This window comes from Aurantiacibacter atlanticus (assembly GCF_001077815.2).
Classification (GTDB): Bacteria; Pseudomonadota; Alphaproteobacteria; order Sphingomonadales; family Sphingomonadaceae; genus Alteraurantiacibacter; species Alteraurantiacibacter atlanticus.
On record NZ_CP011310.1, the window covers coordinates 136,940 to 163,896 of the forward strand.

The 26,957-nt window shown below is 58.3% G+C and carries 25 protein-coding genes and 1 tRNA gene; 10 read left to right on the plus strand and 16 right to left on the minus strand.

Annotated features, from left to right (window positions below; genetic code table 11):
• Positions 1-42: 42 nt before the first annotated feature.
• Positions 43-1,953: a strawberry notch C-terminal domain-containing protein gene (locus CP97_RS00675; protein WP_335622373.1), complete on the minus strand. Its 1,911-nt coding sequence runs from the start codon at positions 1,951-1,953 to the stop codon at positions 43-45.
• On the opposite strand from CP97_RS00675, the gene CP97_RS00680 reads away from it, so the two are divergent.
• From CP97_RS00680 to CP97_RS00690, 3 genes are read left to right on the plus strand one after another with little or no spacing between them, the layout of a single operon-like run.
• The gene (locus CP97_RS00680) at positions 1,938-3,482 is read left to right on the plus strand and encodes a tyrosine-type recombinase/integrase (RefSeq protein ID WP_038575219.1); all 1,545 of its coding nucleotides are present in this window, start codon (positions 1,938-1,940) and stop codon (positions 3,480-3,482) included. The genes CP97_RS00675 and CP97_RS00680 overlap by 16 nt on opposite strands.
• Positions 3,479-4,393, plus strand: coding sequence for a tyrosine-type recombinase/integrase (locus tag CP97_RS00685; protein ID WP_006832488.1), 915 nt, complete (start codon positions 3,479-3,481; stop codon positions 4,391-4,393). The genes CP97_RS00680 and CP97_RS00685 overlap by 4 nt, the downstream gene beginning before the upstream one ends.
• Positions 4,390-5,394 carry a tyrosine-type recombinase/integrase gene (locus tag CP97_RS00690; protein WP_048884363.1) on the plus strand — a complete coding sequence of 335 codons (1,005 nt, stop codon included), beginning with the start codon at positions 4,390-4,392 and terminating at the stop codon, positions 5,392-5,394. Before CP97_RS00685 ends, CP97_RS00690 begins: the two co-directional genes overlap by 4 nt.
• Positions 5,395-5,529: 135 nt before the next feature.
• Here the strand turns inward: CP97_RS00690 and CP97_RS00695 are convergent, their stop codons facing one another.
• Both CP97_RS00695 and CP97_RS00700 read right to left on the minus strand, forming a co-directional pair.
• A complete protein-coding gene (locus tag CP97_RS00695) occupies positions 5,530-8,013 on the minus strand; it encodes a strawberry notch-like NTP hydrolase domain-containing protein (RefSeq protein WP_048884364.1) in 2,484 nt (827 codons plus the stop codon).
• A gap of 78 nt (positions 8,014-8,091) precedes the next feature.
• Positions 8,092-9,006, minus strand: a complete 915-nt coding sequence (locus tag CP97_RS00700) for a DUF7146 domain-containing protein (RefSeq protein WP_048884365.1) — start codon at positions 9,004-9,006, stop codon at positions 8,092-8,094.
• A 137-nt stretch (positions 9,007-9,143) separates the two neighbouring features.
• Here CP97_RS00700 and CP97_RS00705 point away from each other — a divergent pair, with 137 nt between their 5' ends.
• From CP97_RS00705 to CP97_RS16720, 3 genes are all read left to right on the plus strand, one after another.
• Positions 9,144-9,728 carry a lytic transglycosylase domain-containing protein gene (locus tag CP97_RS00705; RefSeq protein WP_048886582.1) on the plus strand — a complete coding sequence of 195 codons (585 nt, stop codon included), beginning with the start codon at positions 9,144-9,146 and terminating at the stop codon, positions 9,726-9,728.
• A 63-nt stretch (positions 9,729-9,791) separates the two neighbouring features.
• Entirely contained in the window at positions 9,792-10,343 is a 552-nt protein-coding gene (locus CP97_RS00710; RefSeq protein ID WP_227819632.1) for a thermonuclease family protein, read from the plus strand.
• Entirely contained in the window at positions 10,337-10,528 is a 192-nt protein-coding gene (locus CP97_RS16720) for a DUF6961 family protein (RefSeq protein ID WP_063612320.1), read from the plus strand. The genes CP97_RS00710 and CP97_RS16720 overlap by 7 nt, the downstream gene beginning before the upstream one ends.
• A 138-nt stretch (positions 10,529-10,666) precedes the next feature.
• Here CP97_RS16720 and CP97_RS00720 read toward each other — a convergent pair whose 3' ends face one another.
• Both CP97_RS00720 and CP97_RS00725 read right to left on the minus strand, forming a co-directional pair.
• On the minus strand, positions 10,667-11,890 hold the full coding sequence (locus CP97_RS00720) for a tyrosine-type recombinase/integrase (RefSeq protein WP_048884367.1): 1,224 nt from the start codon (positions 11,888-11,890) through the stop codon (positions 10,667-10,669).
• 166 nt (positions 11,891-12,056) lie between these two features.
• Positions 12,057-12,143 (minus strand) — tRNA-Leu (locus CP97_RS00725).
• A 255-nt stretch (positions 12,144-12,398) separates the two neighbouring features.
• Between CP97_RS00725 and CP97_RS00730 the strand changes: the two genes are divergently transcribed.
• The gene (locus tag CP97_RS00730; RefSeq protein WP_048884368.1) at positions 12,399-13,346 is read left to right on the plus strand and encodes an NmrA family NAD(P)-binding protein; all 948 of its coding nucleotides are present in this window, start codon (positions 12,399-12,401) and stop codon (positions 13,344-13,346) included.
• A gap of 131 nt (positions 13,347-13,477) precedes the next feature.
• Entirely contained in the window at positions 13,478-14,131 is a 654-nt protein-coding gene (gene fsa, locus CP97_RS00735) for a fructose-6-phosphate aldolase (RefSeq protein WP_048884369.1), read from the plus strand.
• A gap of 279 nt (positions 14,132-14,410) precedes the next feature.
• Here the strand turns inward: fsa and CP97_RS00740 are convergent, their stop codons facing one another.
• The 3 genes from CP97_RS00740 to CP97_RS00750 form a co-directional block, all read right to left on the minus strand.
• A complete protein-coding gene (locus CP97_RS00740) occupies positions 14,411-16,036 on the minus strand; it encodes an AMP-binding protein (protein WP_227819633.1) in 1,626 nt (541 codons plus the stop codon).
• 211 nt (positions 16,037-16,247) lie between these two features.
• Entirely contained in the window at positions 16,248-16,709 is a 462-nt protein-coding gene (locus CP97_RS00745) for a DUF4168 domain-containing protein (RefSeq protein ID WP_048884370.1), read from the minus strand.
• A gap of 558 nt (positions 16,710-17,267) precedes the next feature.
• Positions 17,268-18,143 (minus strand): dienelactone hydrolase family protein, encoded by an 876-nt coding sequence (locus CP97_RS00750; RefSeq protein ID WP_048884371.1) that lies wholly within the window; start codon positions 18,141-18,143, stop codon positions 17,268-17,270.
• Positions 18,144-18,553: 410 nt separating this feature from the next.
• On the opposite strand from CP97_RS00750, the gene CP97_RS00755 reads away from it, so the two are divergent.
• A complete protein-coding gene (locus tag CP97_RS00755) occupies positions 18,554-19,078 on the plus strand; it encodes an energy transducer TonB family protein (protein WP_161485414.1) in 525 nt (174 codons plus the stop codon).
• A 412-nt stretch (positions 19,079-19,490) separates the two neighbouring features.
• Here the strand turns inward: CP97_RS00755 and CP97_RS00765 are convergent, their stop codons facing one another.
• Positions 19,491-20,501, minus strand: coding sequence for an NAD(P)H-dependent flavin oxidoreductase (locus CP97_RS00765; RefSeq protein WP_048884374.1), 1,011 nt, complete (start codon positions 20,499-20,501; stop codon positions 19,491-19,493).
• A gap of 52 nt (positions 20,502-20,553) precedes the next feature.
• The gene (locus CP97_RS00770) at positions 20,554-21,834 is read right to left on the minus strand and encodes an aspartate kinase (protein ID WP_048884375.1); all 1,281 of its coding nucleotides are present in this window, start codon (positions 21,832-21,834) and stop codon (positions 20,554-20,556) included.
• Positions 21,835-21,887: 53 nt separating this feature from the next.
• Between CP97_RS00770 and ubiG the strand changes: the two genes are divergently transcribed.
• On the plus strand, positions 21,888-22,637 hold the full coding sequence (gene ubiG / locus CP97_RS00775; protein WP_048884376.1) for a bifunctional 2-polyprenyl-6-hydroxyphenol methylase/3-demethylubiquinol 3-O-methyltransferase UbiG: 750 nt from the start codon (positions 21,888-21,890) through the stop codon (positions 22,635-22,637).
• A gap of 96 nt (positions 22,638-22,733) precedes the next feature.
• Here ubiG and CP97_RS00780 read toward each other — a convergent pair.
• From CP97_RS00780 to CP97_RS00810, 6 genes are all read right to left on the minus strand, one after another.
• Positions 22,734-23,905 (minus strand): IS3 family transposase gene (locus tag CP97_RS00780; RefSeq protein WP_149036385.1). Its coding sequence is split into 2 segments (ribosomal slippage): positions 22,734-23,653 and positions 23,653-23,905, totalling 1,173 coding nucleotides; the frame shifts between segments, so codons are not numbered across the junction.
• An 84-nt stretch (positions 23,906-23,989) separates the two neighbouring features.
• On the minus strand, positions 23,990-24,346 hold the full coding sequence (locus tag CP97_RS00790; RefSeq protein ID WP_048884377.1) for an ArsC family reductase: 357 nt from the start codon (positions 24,344-24,346) through the stop codon (positions 23,990-23,992).
• Between the two features lie 164 nt (positions 24,347-24,510).
• Entirely contained in the window at positions 24,511-24,861 is a 351-nt protein-coding gene (locus CP97_RS00795; RefSeq protein ID WP_048884378.1) for a DCC1-like thiol-disulfide oxidoreductase family protein, read from the minus strand.
• Positions 24,842-25,855: a hypothetical protein gene (locus CP97_RS00800; protein WP_063612322.1), complete on the minus strand. Its 1,014-nt coding sequence runs from the start codon at positions 25,853-25,855 to the stop codon at positions 24,842-24,844. The genes CP97_RS00795 and CP97_RS00800 overlap by 20 nt, the downstream gene beginning before the upstream one ends.
• 2 nt (positions 25,856-25,857) lie before the next feature.
• Positions 25,858-26,337 (minus strand): hypothetical protein, encoded by a 480-nt coding sequence (locus CP97_RS00805; RefSeq protein ID WP_161485415.1) that lies wholly within the window; start codon positions 26,335-26,337, stop codon positions 25,858-25,860.
• 300 nt (positions 26,338-26,637) lie between these two features.
• On the minus strand, positions 26,638-26,952 hold the full coding sequence (locus CP97_RS00810) for an antibiotic biosynthesis monooxygenase family protein (protein WP_048884381.1): 315 nt from the start codon (positions 26,950-26,952) through the stop codon (positions 26,638-26,640).
• Positions 26,953-26,957 lie beyond the last annotated feature (5 nt).

Sequence of the window (26,957 nt, forward strand, 5' to 3'; positions counted from 1 at the left end):
CTCTCTCCACTCTCATCTTTTGGTCCGGACCCATCCACGGGATCAGGCTGCCAGTGCAGGCAGGACGGACGACGCCTTAGAAACCGGAACGAACAGCCGTGTGCGATACCTGATGATCTCGGTGAAGCAGCCCTTGGTCTTGTACCAGTCGAGCCGATCGGGCGCGTAGCCAGTGAGTTCGAGCCGTTGTTCGCTTCCGACCAGCGAGCGTTTGACCATGAGCGCGTCATGACTTGCGAGTGGCTGCGGAGTCCCGCTTGCAAGAACGAGCTTCCCGAGTTCGTCAGGTGCGGGACCGGTTACCGCGACTAGGCCAAAGGTTTCGGCGATCTTCGCAAGGTCGATGTCAAGGACTTCCCGGCCGATGATCGAGTGGCCGTCTTCAGCAACGAGCCGGGTGACGCGAACATGATCGCCGGGTAAGCGTTTCCACACTGGTAGCAAGAGTCCGGTGGCAAGATGGACCCGCTCGGTGACGGATGAGTTCGCGGCCTGCTCTTCTTCGGTTCGCCAGGCTTTCGCGAACTCGGTCACGCCGATCTCTTCCCACAGGCTTTCACCGAGCGCGTCACACGTCCAGTTGGCCGATTTAAGCGGGCGCAGGAGCCGCCGGCGGTCAATCACAGCGCCATCATCCGCAATGAGCCGCCGGGCTGGAACTGAGAGTGCAATTTTGCCTGAGCGCGCATTGCGCAAGGGGATGGCATGCCGGGTTCCTATTTCGTGCATCCGGACGAGACGTTTAAAACGCAAGGGGCGAAGGTGCCGCTTCACTTCGAGCGAAACGAGGCGGGTTTCTGCGCCGGTGACAGGATCGGCACGCAGAAGTTCATCCCCAAGGACTTCGAAACTGTCGACGCGAACTGTTTCCAGACCAAGATCGAGGGATCCGGCTTCGCGAGCGGCCTCAATCCGCGCTTCGACCAGCCCCAGATATTCATCAAAGATGGCGTTCTGAAGCGCAATCGGCAGCGCGAGGATACGGTTCAGCCAACGCTGGACGTTCGGCAGGTTATCAGTCAGCCCGCCATCGGGATTCTCGAGACGGAGACCGGTGCGTAGGGCGAAGTCACCGAAGCTCGTGGCTTCAAGCTTTCCATCATAAAGCAGCTGGAACCAGCGGGTGAGCGCATCGCGGGCATAGTCGCTCTCGAGATTGTCAGCTGGATCGAACAGATTCTGACCCCCGGTTTGACGCTGCCCGCGCGTGAGGGCACCCAGAGCATCGAGTCTGCGCGCGATTGTCGAAATGAAGCGGCGTTCGCCCTTCACATCGGTCGTCACGGGGCGGAAGAGCGGAGACGATGCCTGGTTGGTACGGTTGGTCCGCCCTAGCCCCTGGATCGCGTTGTCAGCACGCCATCCCGGCTCGAGCAGGAAATGCACACGGCGTTGCTGGTTCTGGCACCCGAGATCGGCATGGTAGGACCGCCCAGTCCCTCCTGCATCGGAAAAGACCAGAATACGCTTGATTCCTTCCATGAAGCTCTGCGCTTCAGCGACGTTGGCGCTCGGGCTTCGCCGTTCGACGCGCTGCTGGTGATCACGGCCGATAACAAGCCTTCGGGTCCTCCCTGTGACCTCGGCTACGGCTTCGGTCCCGAAATGCTCGATGATCGCATCGAGCGCGGTCGCAATCGGCGGCAGAGCACAAAGCTGTTCAACGAGAGCATCGCGCGCGGCAATAGCGCGCGCGCAAATGACAGGGTTGCCCTCGTCATCGTTCATCGCTTCTGACCGCAGATTGCCGTCCTCGTCGGTGAAGACCTGCATTAGGCGTACGGGAAAGCTCTTGGCGAGATAGTCGATTACATATTCTTTGCAGTCGCAGTTTATGTCGAGCGTCGCAGCCGGAGGCGCGGGATTGCGTTGGTTCGTCATGATTTTACTCCAGATAATTACCGGTCCTTCGACCTCAACATGTCGAAGGAACCACCATGCCAACAAGATCATTTGTGTCGTTTCAGCCTGCACCAAGCAGGGTTGGAGAGCCGCCCAGTACTAACGCCCTATTCAGTGCATTCCTCTCCTCTCTGTCGGTTGAAGAGGGAACCGCCTGTGCGGTCCTGTACAGCGCAGCGATCCGCCATTTTCTGTGTTGGCTGGGACTACGCGGGATTGCGCTCGGGACGGTTGATGATCGCATCGTGCGCCGTTTTGAGCAGCATCGATGCCGGTGCCCAAGGTATTCAGCGCAAGCGACAGCCTACAAGGCCGATCTTGCGGCGCGTGTCAGGCGCTTTGTCCGGTTTCTCGAAGACCAGGGTTACATCGACGTAGCCGATGGGATTTACGATCTCGGGCGTCATCTTGCTGACTATTCGCATATGATCGATGGCCTCCAACTCGCGAAGGGGGTGGCGCAAGCCTACCGTTCAGAGGCGGAGCACTTCGCGGCCTGGCTGCGGGTATCGCGATGTCCATGGACCGATGTCGATGACACGGTCACCAAACAGTATGCCGATCACGATTGTCGGTGCCCGGTTTTCCGCAAGCGCGGCAAGCTGACCACTTCCGGCAGGAAGCGACGGCGGCGTTGCACACGGCACTTCGTTGAGTTTCTTCGTGATCGGCGCGCCATCGCTCCGGTCGCGGTGAAGGTGGTCGAAGATCCGCAGGTCGCGGCATATGTCGGTTGGCTCAGGCAGGATCGAGGCGTGACCGACGAGACGATCCGGCGATACCGGGCAGAGATTGAGCGGCTGATGCCCATGCTCGGCGCGCCGGCACAATGGGATGCTGCCACTCTGCGAGATGCGTTCGAGCGTCGCAGCAAGGAGATCCCGGGATCGGCTTCGCTGCTCGCCACGATCATGAGGAGCTATCTTCGGTTTCTTATTGGCCGAGGCCAATGCCGCCCAGCGCTGCTGCACGCAATGCCTTCCGTACGGAGATACCGGCTTTCGGCATTGCCGCGCTACATCGACCCGGCAACGATCGAGAGGATCATTGCAGCCTGCCCGACAGGTCGGCCGGTGGAAGTTCGGGATAAGGCGATCATTCTCCTGCTTGCCAGACTTGGCCTGCGAGCAGGAGATATTCGGGATATGCGTCTCGACGATATCGATTGGCGATCCGGCCATCTGAAGGTCAAGGGCAAGACGCGTCGACCGGATCGTTTGCCATTGCCACAGGGTGTTGGCGACGCGATCCTGGCATATCTTGCTGCGGCCCGCCCGACGGCCATCGAAGCGCACCTGTTCTTGCGTTCGCAAGCCCCGTTCCGGCCATTCAGTTCGTCAGCCGAGATCGCCGGCATCGTTGCACGCACACTCGAGCGCGGCGGGATCGAAGGTCTGCCGACCGGATCGCACATATTCCGGCATTCGCTTGCAACCAACATGCTGCGCTCTGGTGCAGGCCTGGAGTCCATCGGGACCATCCTGCGCCACAGCTCGCCCGAGACCACCGCCATTTACGCCAAGACCGATCTGCCGATGCTCTTGAAGATCGCACAACCCTGGCCCGGAGACCTGTCATGATAAACGCACAGATTTCGCGGTACGTCGCTTTGCATCGCAGCCTCGGTCGCAAATTTTTCGAGCAGGAGCGCCTGCTTCGCAAGTTCGGCACCTACGCGACTGGCTTCGGAGACAGCCACACCCGTATCGACCGCATCTACGACTGGTGCCGAGCGACGACTTCGCAGAACACCGCGCGGACCGGCTTCACTTTCGTGCGCAACTTCTGCTTGTTTGCCCATGCCGAGGATCCAGCCAACCAGGTTCCGCCCGCCGGTGTGTTTGGCCGGGGGAAGCGTCCGCGACCAACGCCGCACATCATCCAACCGGAACAGGTCCGGGCGATCATGAAGGCGGCGCTCGATCTTCCGCCCAAGGGCATGATCAGTCCCTTCACCTATCATTACCTGTTCGGTCTGCTGGCGGCGACCGGTCTGAGGATTTCCGAAGCTCTAGCACTACAGTGCGACGATCTGGTCGAAGACGGTCTGATCGTCCGCGACGGCAAGTTCGGCAAGCAGCGCCTAATCGCCTTGCAGCCATCAATCCGTCAGGCTCTCGAGGCCTATCTCGCAACCCGGGCAAGGCTCGGTGCCACGGGCAACGATCTGTTCGTGACGATCCGGGGAAGAGCACCCCATAAGGTCCGCGCCCACGTCGTGTTCGTCAGGCTGGCGCGACAGCTCGGATATCGTGGACCAACCGGGACTGCAGGTATGCGGCTTCACGATTTGCGGCATACCTTCGCCGTACGCTCGCTCGAGTCCTGCTCGCCGGACCGGGACGCCGTGACGCATCACATGGCCGCGCTCAGTGTCTATCTCGGTCACACCTCGGTCGCCAACACCTACTGGTATCTCGAAGCCACGCCAGTGCTGCTGCGCGACATCGCTGCCGCGAGCGAGGATCTGTATCTGGGAGAAGCGGCATGACGGCGCTTGCTCCCCATCTCACAGCCTTCCTGCGCGAACATCTGCCGCGGGAACGCGCCGTAAGCCCGCATACGGTGAAGACCTATGCCAACTGCTTCGTCCTGCTGGTCCGGTTCGCATCCGATCGGCTGAAGCGTCGACCGACCGATCTCGAGATCGAGGATTTCGGCACCGACATGATCATGGCCTTTCTCGGCCATGTCGAGGTCGAGCGCGGCAGCTGTGTGCGGACCCGCAATGGCAGGCTCGCTGCGATCAGATCCTTCTTCCGGTACATCGAGTATCGGGTTCCGGCGTGTCTTGACCAGGCGCTTCGGGTTCGATCGATCCCCAGCAAGAAGGCAAACAAAACGCTGATCGATTATCTCGACCGGGCCGAGATCAAGGCATTACTCGACGCGCCCGATCCTCGGACACGGCTCGGTACGCGCGATCGCGCTATGCTGCACTTGACCTATGCAGCGGGGCTTCGGGTATCGGAACTCGTGTCGCTGCAACTGCGCGATTTCCCGGATCGATCGCTCTCGACGGTCCACATCATGGGTAAAGGCCGTCGCGAGCGGGTCTTGCCGCTATGGAAAGAGACCCAGTCCGCACTCCGCGCATGGCTTGTCATCCGTCCTGAGACTGAGGTCGCCGAGGTATTTCTCAACGCGAACGGGCAGCCCATCACCCGCGATGGCTTCGCATTCCGTCTCGCCAAACATGTCAACGCGGCAGCAAAGAAGCAGCCGTCGTTGCTGCGCAAACGAGTCACGCCGCATGTATTGCGTCATTCCTGCGCGATGCACACGCTCGCAGCGACAGGCGATATTCGCAAGGTCGCACTATGGCTTGGACATGCCAGCATCCAGAGCACCGAAACATATCTGCGCGCCGATTCAGAGGAGAAGCTGCGGATTTTGGCTGCGCATGGCGGGCCGGAAATCAGCCCTGGACGCTTCAAGCCGCCGTCAGACACTCTGATCGCCATGCTCAACGACGTCCGCAAGCGGGCATAGCCTTCGGCCACGCTGCCCCAACCGCACAATTATCTGGAGTAAAATCATGACGAACCGACGCAATCCCGCGCCTCCGGCTGCGACGCTCGACATAAACTGCGACTGCAAAGAATACGTCTAATGCTGAGCTCAGCATTAGACGTACTCGCGCGGGGACAAGTCGATATCGAGCGCTTCGCGTTCGTCGTCAGAAAGGTCGGCGAGACGCCGGTCAAGCATGGCCTCTGACGTTGAAACCAGCTGCACGACCACCGAATTCTCCTCGCCAAGCACTTCTTCCATGGCCGGGATAAGGCTCGGCAGTTTCATCGAAAGCAGGAGCTGCGCAAAGAAGCGCTGCTTGGTGCCTTCAAATATCGAAAGTGCAGCAGATTTTGCGTTGCGGTTCAGCGTATCGCCGCTGTCCTCGTCGACCACCCGCGTTGCCTCGAGCGCCGCTTCGAGGTTGCGGTGAATGATTGCCCAAGCCTCGGCATAGGCGTCATAAATCTGCACCTGCGCATCACTCAACCGGTGTTCGAGAATATCGTACTCGACCCCGGCGAAGGACAGCGCGCGGGCAAGATAGAGGCCCTGGGCCTTGAGATCGCGGGCGACGAGTTCCATCGCCGCGACCCCTCCGGCCCGGATGTCGGTAATGAACGCCTCGTGGGTCGGGAATGCAGTTTCCGGTCCCCACAAGCCAAGCCGGGCGGTGTAACCAAGATTGGCGATATCCGATGCACCGGTGGCCGAGGCATAGAGAATGCGGGCGCGCGGCAAATTGTTTTGTATCCGGAGGCCCGCCATACCCTGCTCTGAGCCCTTGAGCTTACCGCGCGTGCTCGATGAGCCGAGGGCGTTTGCCATGGCATGCGCCTCGTCAAAGGCAATCACGCCATCAAATTCCGCAGCCGCCCAAGCGAGGATCTGGTCAAGCCGGGTATCTTCGGCGCGTCCTGACCGCAGCGTCGGGTAAGTTACGAAGAGAATACCCTCAGGCATCGTAACGGGCTGTCCGATTTTCCAGCGCCGAAGCGGCTGGATGTCGAGCGCCATCCCACCAAGCGCCTCCCAGTCGCGGCGAGCGTCCTCAAGCAATGCTTCATTCTTTGTGATCCAGATATGGCGGCGCGCGCCCGAGAGCCATCGGTCCATGATAATGCCGGCGATCTGCCGTCCCTTGCCCGCTCCGGTCCCATCGCCGAGGAAAAAGCCTTGGCGGTAGGAGCTGCCGTCCTCGGTGAGCTCAAGCATGGTGCCTTCCTGGCTCGGCCGGAATTGACCTGGCAGGTCGCGCGCAAACGCCTGCGCAGCATAGATGAGTGTCTCGCATTGCGCTTCGGACAGCAGGCAGTCTGTCTGCCAGTTTGCAGGAAGAAGCGGGCGCGCTTCGGGAATCGGGGCCGTGACCGATCCCATAGCGACCGATTCAACGAGAGGTGTCGGATGCGCCGGAGCATTGGCAAACCTAATGCGGCTGGGGCGATAGGGGAGATAGATGCCTGTTTGCTCGGGCACCGGTGCGGACTCGGTGAGCGCGGAATAGCCTAGTTCGGCCACGTCGGTTGCGGAGCTTCGTTCCGAAGCAAACGGCGCCGACGGCCTAATCGCTGGGATATTCTTTGGTACTTTGACTTGGGGGCGCAACGAGCTGCGCATCCCGGGATGAAGGACTCTTGCGGAAATCGGTGCGCGAGGCGGTAGAAGTGTGAGAAGGCCATCGAGTTCGATAAGGTCAGAGGTATCACCTGTGACCTCTGGAACCGCAGCATCCGGAATCTTGTCGAACACGACCATCCGCACGGCGATTCCCGTGCCCGTTCGGGAAAACATCTGCTGCAAGCTGACATCGAGACAGAGCGAGGTATCGCTTTCTGCATCGCGAAAGCGCGATGCGTTGAAGCTTTCGGGCATGATCGCGACGATCCTGCCGCCGGTAGCACAAGTCCGGATCGCGCTGCGCAGATGACGGTGAGCAGAAGCGCCATCTTGGCCGCGCTCCTGGCTGCGGGCAAAAGGAGGGTTCATCAGCACTACGGAGGGGGCCGGACCGCGATGCAAATCGGCGATCAGCTCGCCATCGTGTGCGGTTATTTGAGCCTCTGGAAAGATATGCCTCAAATTGTTCCGCCTGGCGAAATCGATCTCGTTGAGCTGCAAAGATGCCTGATGAGCACTCATCCAAATCGCGATTGCACCATTACCGGAAGATGGCTCGAGCATGGAGTCTTGCGGAGAAATGACAGCGGCCTTGGCCATTAGCCAGGCCAGCATCGGCGGAGTTGAAAACTGCTGGAGTTCAACCTGAGCTTCGCTTCGAACATGCCGGGGCGGCAGTGCTGCGTCGAGCCAGTCGAAGCGCGCTTCCGCTTCGCGCATGCCTGTCGTCAGGTCGATCCGCGAATGATCGCGCAACCAGAGCAGTGCTCCAATCTCGGCGGCGTTGTTATAGTCGTCAATTGTCCATGCGCTTCCCCAGTCCTGCACTCCGGTCTTTTGTGAGAACAGGGCCGAGATATCGGCTCGCGTGAGATGACGACCAGATGCGAGATGTTCGGCAATTTTGGCGCCAATGGTGTATGTCAGCGGAATTGAATGCAGCTGCTGGTTTTCGGAAAATAGGTCTGAGTGAAACATGGCAAATCGTCCTCCTGGTTGAGGCATCGGGACATGCGCCCTCTGCCGGATCAGAAATTCAAAAAGCCTTCTCTCCTCTCAACGCGCCGTCTTACGGCGCAGCCATGCCAGTAGTTCGTCGTTCCAATCGGTATCACTTGAGCGAGGTTTGCGGACCTGGATCGTCCGACCATCCCAGGCGTAAGCAGCGAGGCCACGTGTGGCAGCAAGCTCGCCGCCAGCGTCATTGTCCACAAACAGATGAAGCTCGGTGACGCTCTCAGGAATGGTCACGAGACCAAACCGCTCGTTGCCCAGTGTAGCCCAGCACGGAATGCCGGTAAGCGCATAGGCTGACATCGCGCTTTCTATTCCCTCGGCAAGTCCAAGCCTGCCAGCAGCCGGTGCAAAGAGGCGGACAGCAGCTTCGCCGAGAGAACCCAGCGCGCGTTTCGGTTTGTCGAAGGCAGCTTTCGCAGGGGACTGCTGCGACAGGAACGTGCGGTGGATGGCAATTGGCCCCTCATCGAGACTGACCGCTGCAATCATTGCTGGAAGGAAGCGCGTGCGACCCTTGGGCCCAAGCGGTGTTCGAGGATGGAAGCGAAGCGCCGGGGATGCAGCCAAAAGTCCGCGACTTTCGAGATAGGCCTTTGCGGGACTGGCACGCAACGGATCGGCTTCGCGCCAGATTCTCAGCGCTGCTGCTGACGGCTTGCGAGACCTGTTTGGCTCGGAATGATCGGTATTCTTCGAGCCTGTAAATAATGTGGCCGCGCCGAAACCTTCGCCTGCCAGAGCGGAAAGCACGGCCTGCTGATCGCAGCCAGCAAAGCAATGGAAGAGTATAGCGTGTCGCCCGAGCGACACGCCAAGCGAGGGCGTGCGATCATCATGCGCAGGACAGCAGGCCATGCCCTTTGTTCCCGACCATTTTCCCCCGCGTGATTCGCAAATGTTGCGAGCGGTCTCGGCAAGGGATGAAGTGGGATGAGTTTGGACATAGAGAGACATGCGAGCTCCTCAGCTTGCGAAGTGGCCCCTTCAACACGCCTCCTCTCCTCTTCTTAGGTTAGCATCTGCCGCTTTCCTACAGGCGTATGTTCTATGTATGTTCCATTTCGATTCGAAGCAATGGAGCAATGAACGAGATGACTGCCCCCAAACGTTTGACGAGACTAGCGATCGCCTTTGCGGGCTTGATCGTGACTGCGTTTCACCCAGCAAGTGCTCAGGAGTTCAGCCTCTTCGAACATGCCATCATGCAACCGAAAGGCGAGGAAGTGTCCGTCAGGCAGCACCTCCCTGCAGTCTATAAAAGTAATCGAGCAGATGTTTCCTACCGGGAAGGTTTGTACATGGCAGCGATCGCCGAGGCTGAACGCCAATACGGCCTGCCAACCAACTTGCTGCGCGCTCTGATTTGGACCGAGTCGCGCTTCAATCCAATGGCTGTCAGTCCGGCGGGTGCGGCCGGACTTGCCCAACTCATGCCTGGCACTGCGCGGGAACTGGGTGTTCGAAATCGACATGATCCCATCGCTTCGATCAACGGCGGCGCGCGCTATCTGCGCGATATGTTAAAACGCTTCGAAGCGGTCCACCTGGCTTTGGCCGCTTATAATGCCGGTCCGGGTGCTGTGTCCCGATCACAGGGTATTCCGAAAAACGGTGAAACACCGCAGTACGTCAGAACAGTGTTGGCAAGATGGCGCGCAATTGGCACATACAATTGAAGAAACGGTCTGATTTATGGCTATTGTCTGAGGGGAATTGCATAGTGAGCTCGGACGGCGCCAGTGAGTGAAGCACCTGGTGAACCGTTCGACTGTCGCAAAGCTTTGAAAGCAAAAAAGCGCCGCAAGTTGCGTAGGGAGATTATGTTGGGCTTTGGGGCATTCTCAGTAGTACTCGCGGCAGGGATGCTGGCGCTGAACTGGCCAGTCGGGAACGAGAGAGTTGCAGACGTCGAGCAACAGCCCCAGACGCTATTTCAACAAGCAAGCTCTCGACAATTTGCGATATGCGGCACGGTCAGGCGGACATGTGTCGTCGATGGCGATACTTTTTGGCTTGATGGGAACAAGATCCGCATCGCTGACATCGACACTCCAGAAATCAGCCAGCCTAGATGCGACTACGAATATGAGCTTGGAATGCGAGCGACATATCGATTGGTCGATCTGCTCAATGTTGGGCCCTTCGAGCTCAGGACCATCGGAAACCGGGATGAAGACCAGTACGGGCGCAAACTGCGGGTCGTGATCCGCGATGGTCGGTCACTCGGCGATCAGCTGGTCAGCGAAGGATTAGCGCGGACCTGGACTGGGAGACGCGAACCTTGGTGCTGAACCGCGACCAAGAACTTTGGGCTGTCGCGCTGTGGGTTGAAAAGAACCACGGTGCAGCAGGCCCTGCTCACATGGCAGAGCAAGTCAAACGATTGGCAAACGAGGGCGATGAGGCAGGCGTAGAAACCTGGAAAGCAATCGCGGGCCGTTTCGATCAGCTCAATTGCCAGAACGCCACAAACTGAGGCCTTGTAGCGATGCGCAAATGGCTTGCAGATCTGGGAGTCAGGATTGAGTTCGGTTTGCTCGCGTCAGTGTCACTGCTCGGGCTGCTCCTGAGCCTCAAGTCCTGTTTTGGCTGATTAGCATTGCAATTTATTTGCTCAGCCTTTTGCAAATTTGGCCTTTATGACCTTTCCGCCTGACCGGAGTTCGTCGAGGTAGTCGCTCCACCACTGGGCCATACGCACCCGCTCGTCCCAGTGCTTACCCCGGTGGTAGATGCCGCGCACGACATTGCTATCGCCATGTGCCAGTGCGCGCTCGATCGCGTCCGGATTCCAGAGCCCGGACTCGTTCAGAAATGTCGATGCGGTTGCCCTCAAGCCGTGCGCAGTAACTTCCTCCTTAGAGTAACCCATCCTGCGGAATGCTGCGTTTAGGGAGTTCTCGCTCATCGGGCGCTGCGAGGTGCGTGCCGAGGGAAACACGTAGCCATCCTGGCCCAGCAATTCAGCGAGGTCGGTTAGATAGACGATGACTTGCGTCGAAAGCGGAACCGCGTGCGTGCGCCGCGCTTTCATCTTGCCTGCCGGGATCTTCCAAACCCGGTCCACCAGATCTATCTCACGCCACTCGGCATGTCGCAGTTCGCCCGGGCGAACAAAGACATGAGGCGCGATCTGCAACGCGAACCTTGTGATCAGATGGCCGGTGTAGTCGTCTATCGCACGTAAAAGCCCACCAAGCTCCTTGGGCTCGAGGATCGCTGCGTAATGCGTAGCCCGCGGCGTGATCAAAGCACCCTTGAGCATGCTCGTCGGATCGGATTTGCACCGGGTCGTGGCGACGCCATAACGAAAGACCCTGCCAGCAAAGGAGCGGGATTTCTTTGCTGTCTCGTGCTTCCCGCTGGCCTCAAGCCGCTTGAGCGGGGCCAGAACCTCAAACGGCTCAATCTCATGAATTGGCCGGTTGCCGATGGCAGGTGCAAGCTGATCGAGGAAATAGTTGGCCTTGATGATCGTTCCTTCGGCCCGGCCATTCTGCACCATCATTTGTTCGATATATTCGCGGGCAACGGCCTCAAAGGTCTGCGCCGAGAGGAACTCCTCGCGGATCTTCTTCTTCCGCTTGTCGAAGGCCGGGTCGCCACCTGACGCTACGGTCTGCCTTGCTTCGTAGGTCGCGTCACGCGCCTCTTTCAGGCTGACCTCCGGGTAGCTCCCGATTACGAGCTTCTTCTCGAGCTTGCCGAGCCGGTATCGAAATCGCCAGTGTTTGCCACCGGCTGGGGTAACCTCAATATAAAGGCCTCGCTGGTCAGCGACCTTGTAAGGTTTGTCTTTCGTCTTGAGAGCGCGGAGCCGCGTTTCGGTCAGAGGCATTTGCGGGCCTTTTCCAAATGTGGTTTTCGCAAAGGCCCGCAAAAGGCCCGCAAAAATGTCTGGAACCCCCGAGAACAAACGGGACGATCCGGAACTACCAAAGGGCCAAATCCCTAGGGTTTCTGCGGGTTTTATAGATTATCTGGGAGAACAAGAGAAGAACAAATGGTGCCCAGAAGAGGACTCGAACCTCCACGCCCTTGCGAGCGCCGCCACCTGAAGACGGTGCGTCTACCAATTCCGCCATCTGGGCACCGGAGCAGCCGGCCATGTGAGTCCGCCTGCAGGTAGGGGCGGGCCGATAGGACAGGTGGTTCGTCAAGTCAACGCAGGTCATGCTGCCAGGATGCAATTTTCGTCTGGCGAACAGTAGGGGAAGCCCGCAAAATCCGGCGTGTTGCCACACTGACTGCAATGCAAGGCATTGCCCGAAACATATGCCTTGTGCCAAGGAGAAGGCTGACACTAATTCCGCTGCATTTTGATCCAATTCTTGTCCCAGGTGCCCATGACCAAGTCATCCCCACTCGAAGGAAAGCTCGTCACTCTAATTGGGGGGAGCGGGTTTATCGGATCTTACGTGGCACAGGATCTGCTCGAGCGTGGCGCCCGTGTTCGGATTGCCGCCCGTGAGCCGGAGAAGGCCTTCAAATTGAAACCGCTCGCCAATCTGGGCCAACTGCAGTTGGCCCGATGCAATGCAATGGACAGCAACAGCATCGAAGCCTGCGTTACAGGTTCTGACGCGGTGGCATATCTGATCGGCACGTTCGAAGGCGATCAACAACGCTTGCAGGCGGATAGTGCAGGGGTCGCAGCCAGGGCCGCAGCGCAGAGTGGAGCAGACAGCTTTGTCTATATTTCCGCGATAGGCGTCAGCCCCGATGCCGCGGCCGGCTATTATTCGACCAAATGCGACGGCGAACGACAGGTTTGTGAAGCTTTCCCCAAGGCGACGATCATTCGCCCATCTGTCCTTTTTGGTGAGGAGGCCGGTCTTGTGCCGATGTTTGCCCAAATGGTGCAGATGATGCCAGTCCTGCCGGTTTTCGGTGCAGATTCCAAATTCCAGCTGGTCTGGGTGGCCGATGTTGCCGCCGCTGTCGTCAAGGCATTGGAAGAACCGGGCAAGCACGGTGGGAAGGTTTTTGAAGCTGCGGGGCCGGACGCACTTTCGATGATGGAAATTCACGAAATGATTGCGCAAGGCCAGAATCGCAAACGCAATTTTTTTCCTATGCCCGACATGCTGGCAAGGCCTTTCGCCGCTTTCCCGCTGACACCGATCAATTCGGATCAGCTCGCCATGCTGGAAAGCGGCAGCGTTGCCAGCAAGGATGCGTTGCAACTTACGAAGCTGGGCATCACGCCAAGGCCGTTGTCACTGTTTCTCGACCGCTGGATGGTGCGTTACCGCAAGCATGGGCGGTTCGGGCAGAAGCCTGCTATTGGCTAATCGGACTGCTGGCCGCAAACCGCTCGGATCTTGACCCAGCCACACAGGATATTGGGCTGTGCAGGGTGGCGCGGCAGGCTGCCCATTGCCTATAGGGCTGGCATCAATTTCCTCAATAAGGTGATTCCTTCATGAAGTTCTTTGTCGATACCGCCGAGATCGCTGACATCCGTGACCTGGCATCCACTGGCCTCCTGGACGGCGTCACTACCAACCCGTCACTGATCGCGAAATCGGGCCGCGATTTCATGGAAGTGACCAAGGAAATCTGTGGCATTGTCGATGGCCCGGTCAGCGCAGAGGTGGTCGCGCTTGATCACGAAACGATGATAAAAGAGGCAGAGGTCCTGCGCAAGCTGGCAGACAATGTCTGCATCAAGGTTCCGCTGACGGTTGACGGGCTGAAGACCTGCAAGGCGCTGACCGATGACGGTACGATGGTGAATGTTACCCTGTGTTTTTCCGCCAACCAGGCGCTGTTGGCAGCAAAAGCCGGTGCGACATTTGTTTCCCCCTTTGTGGGCCGGCATGACGACAATGGCACTGATGGAATGGATCTCATCCGCGACATCCGGCTGATTTATGACAATTATTACTTCGACACTGAAATCCTCGTCGCCAGCGTGCGTCACACCGTCCATGTGCTGGAATCTGCGCGGATCGGCGCAGACGTGATGACCGCACCGCCAAAGGTCATCCACGCATTGTTCAACCACGTGCTGACCGACAAGGGCATCGAAGGCTTCCTCGCAGACTGGAAGAAAACCGGACAATCGATCATCTAGATCGCTTTTGCGGGCTGATTGATCCAACCGTCGGCAATTTCCGGCGGGAACAGGTGATGCTGTCCGGCCATTGTCCGTCCTGAGGGGGGAGGCGACATTCAGACCATCCTGCAGCTTTTCGTCCAGATTCTGCTCGCGCTATTTGGCGCCATAGGCACAGCCCTGGCGACAGTCGGCATAGCGGGCCTGCTGTGCGGCGGCGGCGCATTAGGCGGAGGCTGGTGCTGGCGAGTGTGGCGAAAGCGCGGCACAAACCGCCCACCCAAGGAATAGTTGTGCTTACGTATTCTGTGAATCATTCGCTGCAATCCACTGATCGCGCAGCTTGAACTTCTGGATTTTGCCTGATCCAGTAAGCGGCCACTCGCTGACATTTTCCCAATAAACCGGGCATTTCTGCGGACTGATCTGAGCGCGGCAATGGCTGCGCAGCGCCTCTGCATCGAAAGTAGCGCCATCTTCCATGCGAACATAGGCGGCAACCACTTCGCCCAGCATATCATCCGGCACGCCGACCACCGCACATTCTGCAATGCCATCGGCTTCGAGCAGCACATTCTCGATCTCTGCCGGGAAGAGGTTTTCACCCCCGCGGATAATCATATCTTTTACGCGGCCTGTTATCTTCACAAAACCGCGGTCATCCATTGAACCAAGATCGCCCGTGTGCAGCCAGCTCTGACCATCGACAGCCTCCGCAGTGGCTTCTGGATCGTCATTATAGCCAAGCATGGTGGCATAGCTGCGCGCCCGGATTTCGCCGATGGTGTTGCAAGGCAAGAGTTCGTTGGTTCCAAGATCAAAAATGCCTACTTCGCAGCCCAGCGCCGGACGGCCGATGCTTGAGCTGATGTCTTCGTCCGTATCATCGGGGCGCGCGCAAGTGATGAGTGGGCTGCTTTCAGTCTGACCATAAGCTACCTGCACCTTAGCTCCCAAAGTGTCCTTTATGGAACGCGCCAGTTCGGGGGCTACCATGGCACCGCCCATTCCAAATAACTTGAGCGAGGATAGATCGCGCGGCTTCGCCTTTTGCGCCGCCACCATCGCCACTGCCATGGTCGGAACGCAGATCGTCCAGCTTACCTTCTCACGTTCGAACAGATCAAGCGCGGCATTGGGATCGAATGCCAGCAACGGACAATAGGCCGATCCCGATTGCAGAGCGCCCAACACTCCCATTGAGCATCCCATCGTGTGGAACAGGGGTGTCAGGCCGAGCGTGGCCTGGCCGCCTCCGGTTTTGCCAACCTTCATGAACAAGCGCGCATTGTTGGTGAGATTGCGATGCGACAGGACCACGCCTTTGGGAAAGCCAGTAGTGCCGCTGGTATACTGGATTTGCGCCGGATCATCGGTGTCTACTTCGGGCAGGGTGCCCGATGGATCGGTGAAGAGAGCAGCCTCATCCTGCATGTCGATGATTTCGCGCAAAGCGGGCAGGTCCTGCGCCACGCTGGCTGCCGTCGCGCCCATCGGGTTGCCGCGAAATTCATTTATGAGCAAAAGTCCTGCACTGTTCGATTGGCGCAGAACGAAGTCCAGTTCCCGCTTCTGATAGGCGGGATTGATGGTTACAAGCGTCAGCCCTGCCAACGCAGCCGCATATTCGACCAGCACCCATTCAGGCATGTTCGGTCCCCAGACAGCAATCCTCTCACCCGGTTGAAAGCGCGCCGCCAGGCCCTTGGCCATCCGCTCTGCATCGGTAAGTAATTGCGCATAAGTCCAGCGGCGACCACTGGTGCCGTCGGGCAGCCCTTCGGCCAGGGCGTCATAATCGCCGATCGCTGCTCCCTGCGCGCGCAGCAGACCTCCGATCGTGGTGTCGAGCACCTCTTCATCAGCGTAATAGTCACACAAGGCCATATCGAGCCTGTGCCCCGACCCACCATTATCAGCCATTTCTCTCTCCATTCCAGGCAGGCGTGCTGAAAGCCCCGCCCCGATTGGTCAAGTACTAAAACGGGATCGCCTTTATGGCCAAGGGAATGCGAACTCTGCATGCGACAGCAGGCCTGTTGCAATTGCGCCGGCCGCAAAAAAGGCCCCGCCGGCGGATGGACGGCGAGGCTCAGTAATGCGGCCCTAGGGCTTTATTTTGAATTGGCTCCGGTCAGCTGCTGGGCTCCTGACTGTTTGCCTGAACGGCCAGCTGGATGCGCTGGGCAAGTTCGGCATCATCCCGTGCCGCCATGCCGATGGCCGAATAGGTCTCGGCATCAATCCCGGCTTCAGACACTATTGCCTCTGCGCGCGCCTGCTTGTCGGCATCTTCAAGGCTGGTGTCCGCATGCAATTCGCGCATCTGCATTGCCGCAGAGGCAAAAGCCATGACCTGCCCATCAGTAAATGCAGACGCTTCTGCCGAAGGGCTTTCTGCGGAAGGGCTTTGTGTCGATGGTGTCTGCGTAGGCCCTTCTGCCTGCGATGGCGGAATATCTTCCACCTGGATCGCTTCGGGCGCCTGCGCGGAGCCGGCCTGTTCGGTGCCGGGAGCGGGAATATCCTGTGCAAAGCCGCTGGTCGCCAGCAGTAGCGCGCCGGTTCCGGCAAGAAATGTAACAGTCTTCTTCATCAGTATCTCCAAGGGTGTCATCATGCCCCCGAGACAAATGGTGTGCCGCACATGAGATTGTCGCAATCTGCAATGTGTCAGAACGCTTTATGAAACAGATGGGTGGAGGAATATGTGCACCACGCGCGATGAAATGCGGTGTCTGACTGCGATGACAAATCAATGCGATGACGTCGCAGGATCGCCCTGCCGACGAAGGATGTCGCCCTATCGCCTCACGCGGAATTGCGTCGACTCGAAAGGCAGCGATTTTCTACAATGACGCGAAAAGTTCTCTCCGGGAAGCACTGCCCGCCCACGCATCCGCCAACTTTCCATGGTCCACACCGATCACCGCCTTGTCGCAGAAACTGACAGTAACCTATGATCCGCTATCAAGGTCACCGCGCCGATAGCGGCATTTATCGCTGCTCATCAGGCGTGGCCAGCGACAGGACGATGGTGGGGCGATTCATCCCAACAGCCCCGCGCGCATCTAGAATGCGCTTCCAATGCGCCCAATCCGCCACCGTCCCGCCAATGGCGGCCTCGTTCGGCAAAACAGCGCCGGCCAATGAACTACAGGCGTGAATAGAGAGTCAGCATATTGGCCCAGGCTCGCTCTGCCTCTGCCTCGTCATAAACCGGGCTGTCGAGCACGGTCCAGCCGTGGTCGCCGCCATACACTTCTACCGTGATATCGGCCTGTGCAGCCGCACCAGCAGCGGAAAGCGCGGTTTTCGCGCCTGGCTCCTGCGCATCGTCATTGCGCGCAATCGCTATCAGCGCAGCACCGTCAGCCGCCATGTCATCAAGCAGGTTTACAGGGGCAAGATCGCCTTCTCCGACAAGGCCGCCGCCGTGAAAGCTGGCAGCAGCCTTGACGCGCGTTGGTACTGCGGCAGCAGCAAGGATGGTCCAGCTGCCGGTCATGCAATACCCCTGGTTACCAATGCCGCGCGCGCTGTCCACGGCGTCTTGCGCATCGAGCCAGCTGACCACGTCGCGCGCGGTTGCCATGATCGCTGCGGGCGTATTCGCATCGCGCCACGGGGCTACTCTGTCGAATCCACCGCCATTGCGAAACGCATCAAAATCGGCAAATTGCTGTCCTGCTACCGAACGGTAATACGGATTGGCGACAAATACCGCGTAACCGCTTTGCGCAAGCCTCCGCCCCATTTGCAGTTTGGCCGGGCGCAGACCAGCGATGTCGGGCCACAGGATGACGCCGGGATTGCTCTCACCTGCTCGATAGATGAACACGCCGTCCATTGTGCCACCATCGGCGGCGAAGGTTACCGCAGTTTCTACCAAGGCACCAGCCGCTGCGCCACTGCCTGTATCCATCGGCGTGCATGCGGCGACTGCTCCTGCTGCACCGCCAAGCCCAAGCTTGCTGAACTGGCGGCGGTTAACACGGCCCATTGCCGCAAGTTGATCCTGATCACACATGGCATCTTCCTTCTTCGAGATTTAGTCGGAGGATAGCAGCCTTCACTGGAGCAATACAAACCGGCAACTCGTGATCAGCCATTATGCGAGCGGGCCGATTCTCCGAGTCGCGGGCCATTTTTGAAACGAAAATACTCATTGTCTCATTTTGCGGAATGATGATGAATGTGCGCCTATCCGATTCATTCGTCTTGCCATCATAAGAGATGTCGAATGGGTGTCTTTATTACTTAGGTCCCACGACGACATATTTTTGCCTCTTCACCAATGTATCGATCCAAATGTCCAAGATGTTCCGCAGGCATCGAAGACGTGATCGACCTTGGATCGAGCACGCCGTACAATTCCGGGACGCCTTTGGCGCGTTAATTCTGTGGCCGATCATCTTTTTCGCTAGAAAGGATGATCCGATGAATAATATTATCAGAGCAACAATTGCTCTACCCTTTGCAGGGTTAATTCCCTCTGCCCCGCTTCAGGCGCACGACCGTTCGGCGGAAATGCAGGATATTCTGGTTCTGCCGATCTCCGAACAGGCGGTATTTGCCGCGCGCGTCGCAGGTGCGCTGGATGAGGAGCTGCAAGGCAAACGCTTCAACTCGCGGATGACGCGCTCGGGCATTGTGAAGGTTCGCTTCGTTACAAATGGTGCGGGGGTTGCAGACAATATTTCGCTATATGATGGCTCCGGCATCAACCAGCTTGATCGTGCCGCATTGCGGGCGATCCGGAGGATGAGCGATCTTGCCCCCTCACCCTTTGCCGATGGCCATGGGCAGCTTATGCAGGCGAACATAATCTTTGCCGGTAGAGAACATGAGGCAGAGCGTCTGGCACGTCGTCTAAACCGCGAAGAAGCCACCCGCATCGCATCGCGCCGTTCAACAGAGCAAGCCGTGCTTGCCTTGACCATCGCCGCTTCACCGCACTCCTGAACAGGGTGTAACGACCTGGCGTCCTGTCATTGCCGATTGCCGTGCTGCGGGCGGTGAACAGCGGCGACGGGGCACTGGTGCCTGTCCTTGTCCGACACGAACCGGGGTTTCCCGCATCATCAATGATGCGAATCTGCGCCGCTTCGCGAACGATGATAGCTGCCCTTTCCGCGCCGGATCTCTCGTTCGCGCCTGCGACGCCGGCGGGTCGCAATCAGCAGCGAAATTGCGCCGATAACAATTATTGCAATGAGGAAATACGCTATGATTTCGCGAGTAGCCATGTTGTTTTCGCCCGAATCTTCCCATGTTGCATTGCAGCATGTTAACATAGGATCGGGTGCGTCAAAGCGAAAATTTTACAAGGCTTATTGAGCCCTAAGCGGCTCTGACTGCGTTGGGCCTCGCGCTTTCAACGCCGCAGGAGTGCATCTTCGCTTTCCGCCATCAGCTTTGCAATGATGTCGGCAGCCGGTTCTTCTTCTTTCAGCATGCCTACGCTTTGCCCCGCCATCAGGCTTCCGTTCTCAATGTCACCATCGATTACAGCCTTGCGCAAGGCACCTGCCCAATAGCGCTCAATCTGCAATTGCGCTTCGCCCATATCGACCTTGCCCTGGTCGAGCAGGACGCCGACTTCGCGCTGCTTGACTGTGAATTCCTCTGTGCCCTTGTTCTTCAGCGCGCGCACCGGGATGACCGGAAGCCGCGCATCGAGCTGGACGCTTGCCACCGCATCGCGGGCATTGGCGCGAAAAAAGGCACGCTTGAAATCGGCGTGGGCTATACTTTCGCTGGCGCAGGCGAAACGCGTGCCCAATTGCACGCCGGACGCGCCCATTTCCAGATAGCCGGCGATCGCCTCGCCGCGGCCAATTCCGCCGGCCACGAAGACAACATGATCTCCTGCCAGTGCAGGCAGGAATTCCTGCGCCAATACGCTAGTGGAAACGGGGCCAATATGCCCCCCCGCCTCGCTGCCTTCAATCACCAGCGCATCCGCGCCCGATCGCAACAGCTTTTTCGCCAGCGCTAGCGTAGGTGCAAAAACGATAACCTTGGCGCCGAAGACCTTGATCGCCTCAACACTGCCCTTGGGCGGGATACCGCCCGCCAGCACCACGTGACTGACGTCATGCCTGCCGCATATAGCGATAAGATCGGTCAGGTCCGGATGCATGGTGATAAGGTTCACGCCAAACGGCTTGTCTGTCAGCGCCCGCGTCGCAGTGATTTCAGCGTCGAGCAAATCGGGCGTCATCGCCCCGCAGGCAATAACACCGAAGCCGCCGCCATTACTGATGGCGGACACGAGGCTGCGTTCGGACACCCAGCTCATCGCGCCGCACATGATTGCATGTTCGGTGCCGAGGAAATCGCGACCGCGCGCCATCAGCGCATGGGTTTTGGCAAGATCAGTCATGGCCAAACCCCTTAAGCAGAGCCTTGGTCCGCGACAAGCGCCTTACATATAATCAGGCTGCCTCGTCCTCTGCATCCAGGCCATAGGCAGTATGCAGCACACGCACGGCCAATTCCGTCTCGTCTTCGTCGATCAGCACGCTGACCTTGATTTCCGATGTGGAAATGGCTTGCACATTGATCCCGCGATCGGCCAGCGCCTTGAACATGGTCGCAGCAACGCCTGTATGGCTTTTCATGCCCATGCCTACGACCGATATCTTGGCAACCTTGCTATCGGTGATGACGCGATTGTAGCCCAGCGCATCTCGGCGATCATCCAGTAGCGCCTGTGCCCGCGCCAGTTCAGCCTGCGGCACGGTGAAGGTCACGTCAGTCTCCCCCTTTTCGCGGCCAACGTTCTGGATAATCATATCGACATTGATGCCCGCTTCGCCCAGCGGCGTGAAGATATCGGCGACTGCGCCCGGCTTGTCCGGAACACGGGTCAGCACGACGCGCGCCTCGTTCTTGTCATGCGCGATTCCGGTAACCGATTGGCGTTCCATTGTGCCTTCCTCCAGTAATTGGGCCATCTCGCTTTCCGAGACGATCATCGTGCCGGGCAGACTGTCTGCGGACGGGGAGCCATCTTCCACAAAGGAGGACAACACCTGCAACCGGACATTGTGTTTCATCGCCATGCTGACAGAGCGGGTCTGCAAGACCTTCGCGCCGACAGAGGCCAGCTCCAGCATCTCTTCATAAGCGATATATTTGATTTTGCGCGCGCGCGCCACGATGCGCGGATCGGTGGTGTAGACGCCGTCGACATCGGTATAGATATCGCAGCGATCCGCGCCAATGGCAGCCGCCATCGCCACTGCCGACGTATCCGATCCGCCGCGGCCCATGGTGGTGATGCGCTGCGTTTCGGAAACGCCCTGAAAGCCTGGAATGACCGCGATTTCGCCCGCTTCCATCGAAGCGATCAATCGCTCTCCCTCAATATCCTCCACGCGGGCGTTTGCATGGTTGGCAAAAGTCCTCACCGGCAATTGCCAGCCCAGCCAGCTGCGCGCCTTGCAGCCCATCGCCTGCAGGGTGAGCGCGAGCAGACCGCTTGTCACCTGTTCACCACTGGATACGACCACGTCATATTCGGCCGGATCATACAGCGGGTTGGCTTCACGGCAGAAATTGACCAGCCGGTCAGTCTCGCCAGCCATGGCCGACACTACGACGGCGACCTGGTTGCCCTGCGCCGCCTGCGCGCGCACAATGTTGGCGACGCGGCGAATTCGCTCGGTCCCGGCAACAGATGTGCCGCCGAATTTCATCACGATGCGTGCCACGATTTCCCCTCAAGCAACTGGCTGTATTACTCGCGCGCTGTTAGGGATAGAGAATGAGCAACGCAACTGTCACAAACGCAACCAGTTCAACCACAATCCGTCCTGATGAAGCTGCCCATTTCGGGAAGTTGGCGCGTGACTGGTGGGACCCGAAGGGGTCCTCAACCATGCTGCACAGGCTCAATCCGGTGCGATTGGGCTTCATCCGCGACGCGATTGATCTGCATTGGGCATGCGATGTGGAAAGCGCGAACCCGCTCGCGGGCAAGGCCGTGCTTGACGTGGGATGCGGCGCTGGGCTGCTGGCAGAGCCGCTGGCGCGGCTGGGCGGCGCCGTAACCGGTGTCGATGCCGCGCCAGAAAATACAGCGGTCGCCGCGCTGCACGCCGAGGGAGCGGACCTGGATATCCGATATACGCCGGGCGAATTGGGATCGCTCGGTCTGGGCCATTTCGATCTCGTCACCTCGATGGAAGTGATCGAGCATGTGGCCGACAAGCAGGCGTTCTGCTTCCAGCTTGCCGCGCATCTTGCATCCGGTGGCCTGCTGGTCATCTCTACTCCCAACCGTACATTGGCGAGCCGCGCGCTGCTGGTGGAAGGTGCAGAGGCCTTGGGCATGGTGCCAAGGGGCACCCATCACTGGGATGATTTCATCACGCCGGAGGAACTGGCAGAATTGCTGGAAGCAGCGGGCCTGACGGTGACGCAGACCAGGGGTATCGGTTTTTCACCTCTCAAGGGACTGCAGCTGGGTGAAGATATGTCGCTCAATTACATCCTCACCGCGCGCCATCGCTGAGACATTATTGCATCATCCACGCCTAAGAGAAATGCTGCCCCCATGCTGCGCGGTAAATATATGATGACGTGACCCCCAGCTTTCCCCCAGCTGGGATTAGAGCCGGGCGGTTGTTTTGCGCATCAGCGCGGTTGAAGCAATGGGCTGCGTAGCGGAGCCCGTAGGGCGTAGCGAAGCAGGCCATTGCTTATCCAGTTCAGCGGCGAACGCCGCCGGTGTTGCGTAACCGAGAGACGAGTGTGGTCGCTCCCGATTGTAGTCTTCGACCCAGGCCGCGATCTCGACACGGGCATGGGCCATACTCAAGAACAGCGTCTCGTTGAGCAGTTCGTCCCGCATCCGGCCATTGAAGCTCTCGACATAGCCATTCTGCATCGGCCTTCCGGGCGCGATGTAATGCCACTCCACGCCGACCTCGCCGCACCATGCCAGCACAGCGTTGCTGGTGAGCTCGGTGCCATTGTCGCTGACGATCATGCCTGGCTTGCCGCGCTGTTCGATCAGTGCGGTCAGCTCGCGAACGACACGGCGACCAGAGATCGAGGTGTCCGGCACCGCTGCCAGGCACTCCCGGGTCACGTCATCGACCACGTTGAGCACCCGGAACCGTCTTCCCGAAGCCATCTGGTCGTGAACAAAGTCCAGGCTCCAGCGCTGGTTCGGCAGCGCCAGAACCGGAGCAGGTGCCCTTGTGCCAACAGCACGCCTGCGGCTACGTCGTCGCCTGACCGCCAAGCCTTCCTCACGGTAGAGCCTCTGGGTCTTCTTGCGGTTGATCATGATCCCCTCCCGGCGCAGCAGGATATGCAGACGGCGATAGCCGAACCGGCGACGCTGGTTGGCCAGCTCGCGCAGCTTCTCACGCAGATCGACGTCATCGTCCCGGGTGGAACGGTAACGCACGCTCTTGCGATCAGCATCGATGACACGGCACGCCCGCCGCTCGCTCATCCCATGGCACGCCTGGAGATGAGCAACAGCTTCCCGCTGCGCGGCGGGCGTCAAAACTTTTTTGCCAGAAGATCCTTCAACGCCGCCTTGTCCAGCATCGCATCGGCCAGCAAACGCTTCAGCTTCGCGTTCTCGCTCTCCAGCTCCTTCAGCCGCCGGGCATCGGACACTTCCATCCCGCCATACTTCGACTTCCAGTTGTAGATCGTCGCTTCAGATACACCGTGCCGACGGGCAAGGTCAGCGGTCTTGGCTCCCGCCTCCGCTTCCTTCAGCACGCCAATGATCTGCTCTTCTGAAAACCTCGTTCTCTTCATCTCGTCCGTCCTTCTGTCAGGGCCGGACTCTAATCCAACTTGGAGGAAAATCAGGGGGTCACGTCAATGATACAGAAGACTTAATCAGAGGATCGTGTTCTCCCATTCGCTGGCGTTAAAGCCAACCACAATGCGATCCCCATCCTGCGTCTCTGCCACGGGTCGCTTGATCATGCTGGGGTATTCCACCATCAGCGCCAGCGCCCTGTCACGGGTAATGTCGGCCTTCTGCGCGTCGTCCAGTTTACGGAAAGTCGTGCCGCGCCGGTTGAGCAGAACTTCCCACCCGCAGCGATCCGCCCAACGCGCCAGATTGTCTGCGTCAACGCCTTCCTTCTTGTAGTCGTGAAAAATGTATTCCACGCCCTGCGCATCCAGCCACTTGCGTGCCTTTTTGACGGTATCGCAGTTTGGAATGCCGTATATTTCGATGTTGGCCATTAAATTGTTTGTCTCTTCGATTTTGATGCGTTTCGTGTTCAGCTCGGTATCGCATAAAACTATGGTCGCAGAACTATTTCCTCCGCGAAAATCAGGGCTTCGCTAACAACCGACTAACGGAGATCGCGTTAATGGGTCCCAACTGATCCTCTAAATAACTTTGGTCAAAAGCCGAGCCTTTGGCGTCCAAGCAACTTCAAGACCGCACTACGCCCTTTTCTAAGTAAACCATAACTACGCTTTGCGCGTTCTTGCGACGAGAAGAATACGCCGTGAGTCATGCCTCCCGAAAGCATCGAGATCGCTTCGGCACCATGCACAATCTCTTCGTCATCCACTATCGCCATTCCATCATCGATCAGCATTCCACTTACGCGAACAATTCGCACGGCATCATGGTCAGGGTGCTCGCGGGCACTCAGCAATTCAATGTCTGGAAAGCGCTTTTTCAAATTCAGATAATCGACATAGCGCGCGCAAAAGGGGCAGTCCCCATCATATATCAGATAGCGCATGGAGTTCCTCTTGATTTGGGTGCGTGCCTCGCTGCTCAAGAAGCGAAGTGAGTATTCTCCCCAGCAGCGGTAGATGAAGCAGGGTATTCCAGCGGAACCAAGGCTCACGTTGGAACGGGGAGGCGATCATCAAGATGAGCAAGATTACAATGTGCGTTGGAAAAGCGATCTCCATCAGGAGAAAAGTGCCTGTATGGAAGACGATGAGAAACCAGCCCCAAGCCTGGTGGAGGCTGGGGCGGAATGCCACTGCAATCGCTACCAGCTGCGCGTAGATAACGCCGAGGAACATTGGCCAGGCAAGCATAGAATTCTCTACAAGGAAGGGACCAAGCAATGGTTGGGTATTGGTCTGGGCCATACGGTCTGCCAGCGTCCACCCAAGAGCATCGGGCGAGAAGTTACCTGGGATTCCTTTCGCCAACGACATGAAGCCCGCAAAAGCCTTCCAGAAGCCTGCCATTGTATAGAACATTAGGATCAGCGCCTGCGCTGCGCCGAAGGTCAAACAGTAAGACAGTTTGCTCCAGCGCCCGGCATGTTCGCCGTCTGTCGCAGGCAGGAAAACGAAAATAAATGCGATCCAGATCCACTCGTGAAAGCCGTGATTTATAGCGCCGAGCGAGACGGGGACGGCCGCGCACAGAAGAATAGTGATAGCAAAGCCTACGCGCCAAACGAGGCTCTCGGGTTTCCAGAACGCTAGGGCTGCAAAGGACGCACAAGCGACGCTAATGATATCGACGACAGCAAGTATTGGCAGCCCGGCAGCCCATTTCAAAGGCCATGCGAGCTCAAGCGGCGGCTCAAAAAGTACGGAATCATGTAGGTCTGGCAGGATGAGCCAAACATAGAGTGCGGACGCGAGATAAAAGTAACGCACATTCTGGTGCGCTAGACGGTAAGCTTTGGAGAGCTTTTCAAACGGCTGCGAACCGAAACGGTCGCCGCCACCCAGAAGGCCGCGAAGCGTGCGCATGTAGTTGGGAGGCATTGTCATCCCTTAGTGTATCTGGCGAAGACCTCGACCGACCGAAGCTTGCCCTGCCTGTAACGCTCGAATGGATGATACCTGACGAGTGCGACTTCATAATCGACATGCGCGGCGTCACGCATGAAGTGTTCTTCGACAAGACCACGAAACGCCCGAATCTTTGCTTCATCTCCACGGTCGATTGCCAAGGCGAACTGGTCCATCAGCTTCATGAATAGAGCGTCGCGCGCTCTTGCTGCGGCAAACTCCTCTGGCAAATCGTAGAAGCTGACAGGCTCGGAAAGTTCTTCACCATTAATGGCGTGGACAAGTGCGATCACGTCACTCTTCTCATCGCTCGTCTGGCTGAACAAGGTCCAGTTGAAGAACGGGAAGTTTTCCAGGCTTCCAGCTGGTGGCGGCACCAATGCGATAGCAACATAGGCCGCGCCAAGCAGAGGGAATGCGAATGCACGATGTCTGTAGGATCGTTGGCTGCTCATCATCATAACACGTAATGAAGAATGGTTAATGTTTAGTTTTTCTTCGGATCGCCCCCATCTCATTGGCAATCCGCGAAAACGCTAGAATCATCGATATTATCGCTGCCCCTTAGTATAGAAACTGGCAGACATTTCGGTATGTCGAGACCTTCTTCACCTAAAATCCGTGAAAGCCAGCCTTATACTTGCCCAAGAGCAGTCCTTCGCCTTCACCTTTGTTTGCAACCCCGGCAACTTGCTCACAATTGGCAATGCCATGGATATCCAGCCACACCATCTCTCTCATTTGCGACAATAAATTCAGTTCTGATCGCGCGCGACGAACCTTCTGGTGTGCGGATTGTCGCAGGCATAGAGCGTGTAATCGGCATACCATTCTCTCTGGCCGCGCGCTTGCATAACAAGGTGTTCGGCTTGCCGGCCCCAGCTTCGCGCCGATGCCTCATCCCGCCATTCGGAAATTGCCACCACCTCGCCATCAGCGGCCTCGTAGCTCTTGAAAGAGAGGTAGCCCCGCTGTTGGCTGGCCAGTTCTTCCATGCGTGCTGCCTGTCGATCATAGGCTGCGGCATCAATGCCGGTGCGTTTGCGATTGCGGAAGACGACAAGGTACATTGCCT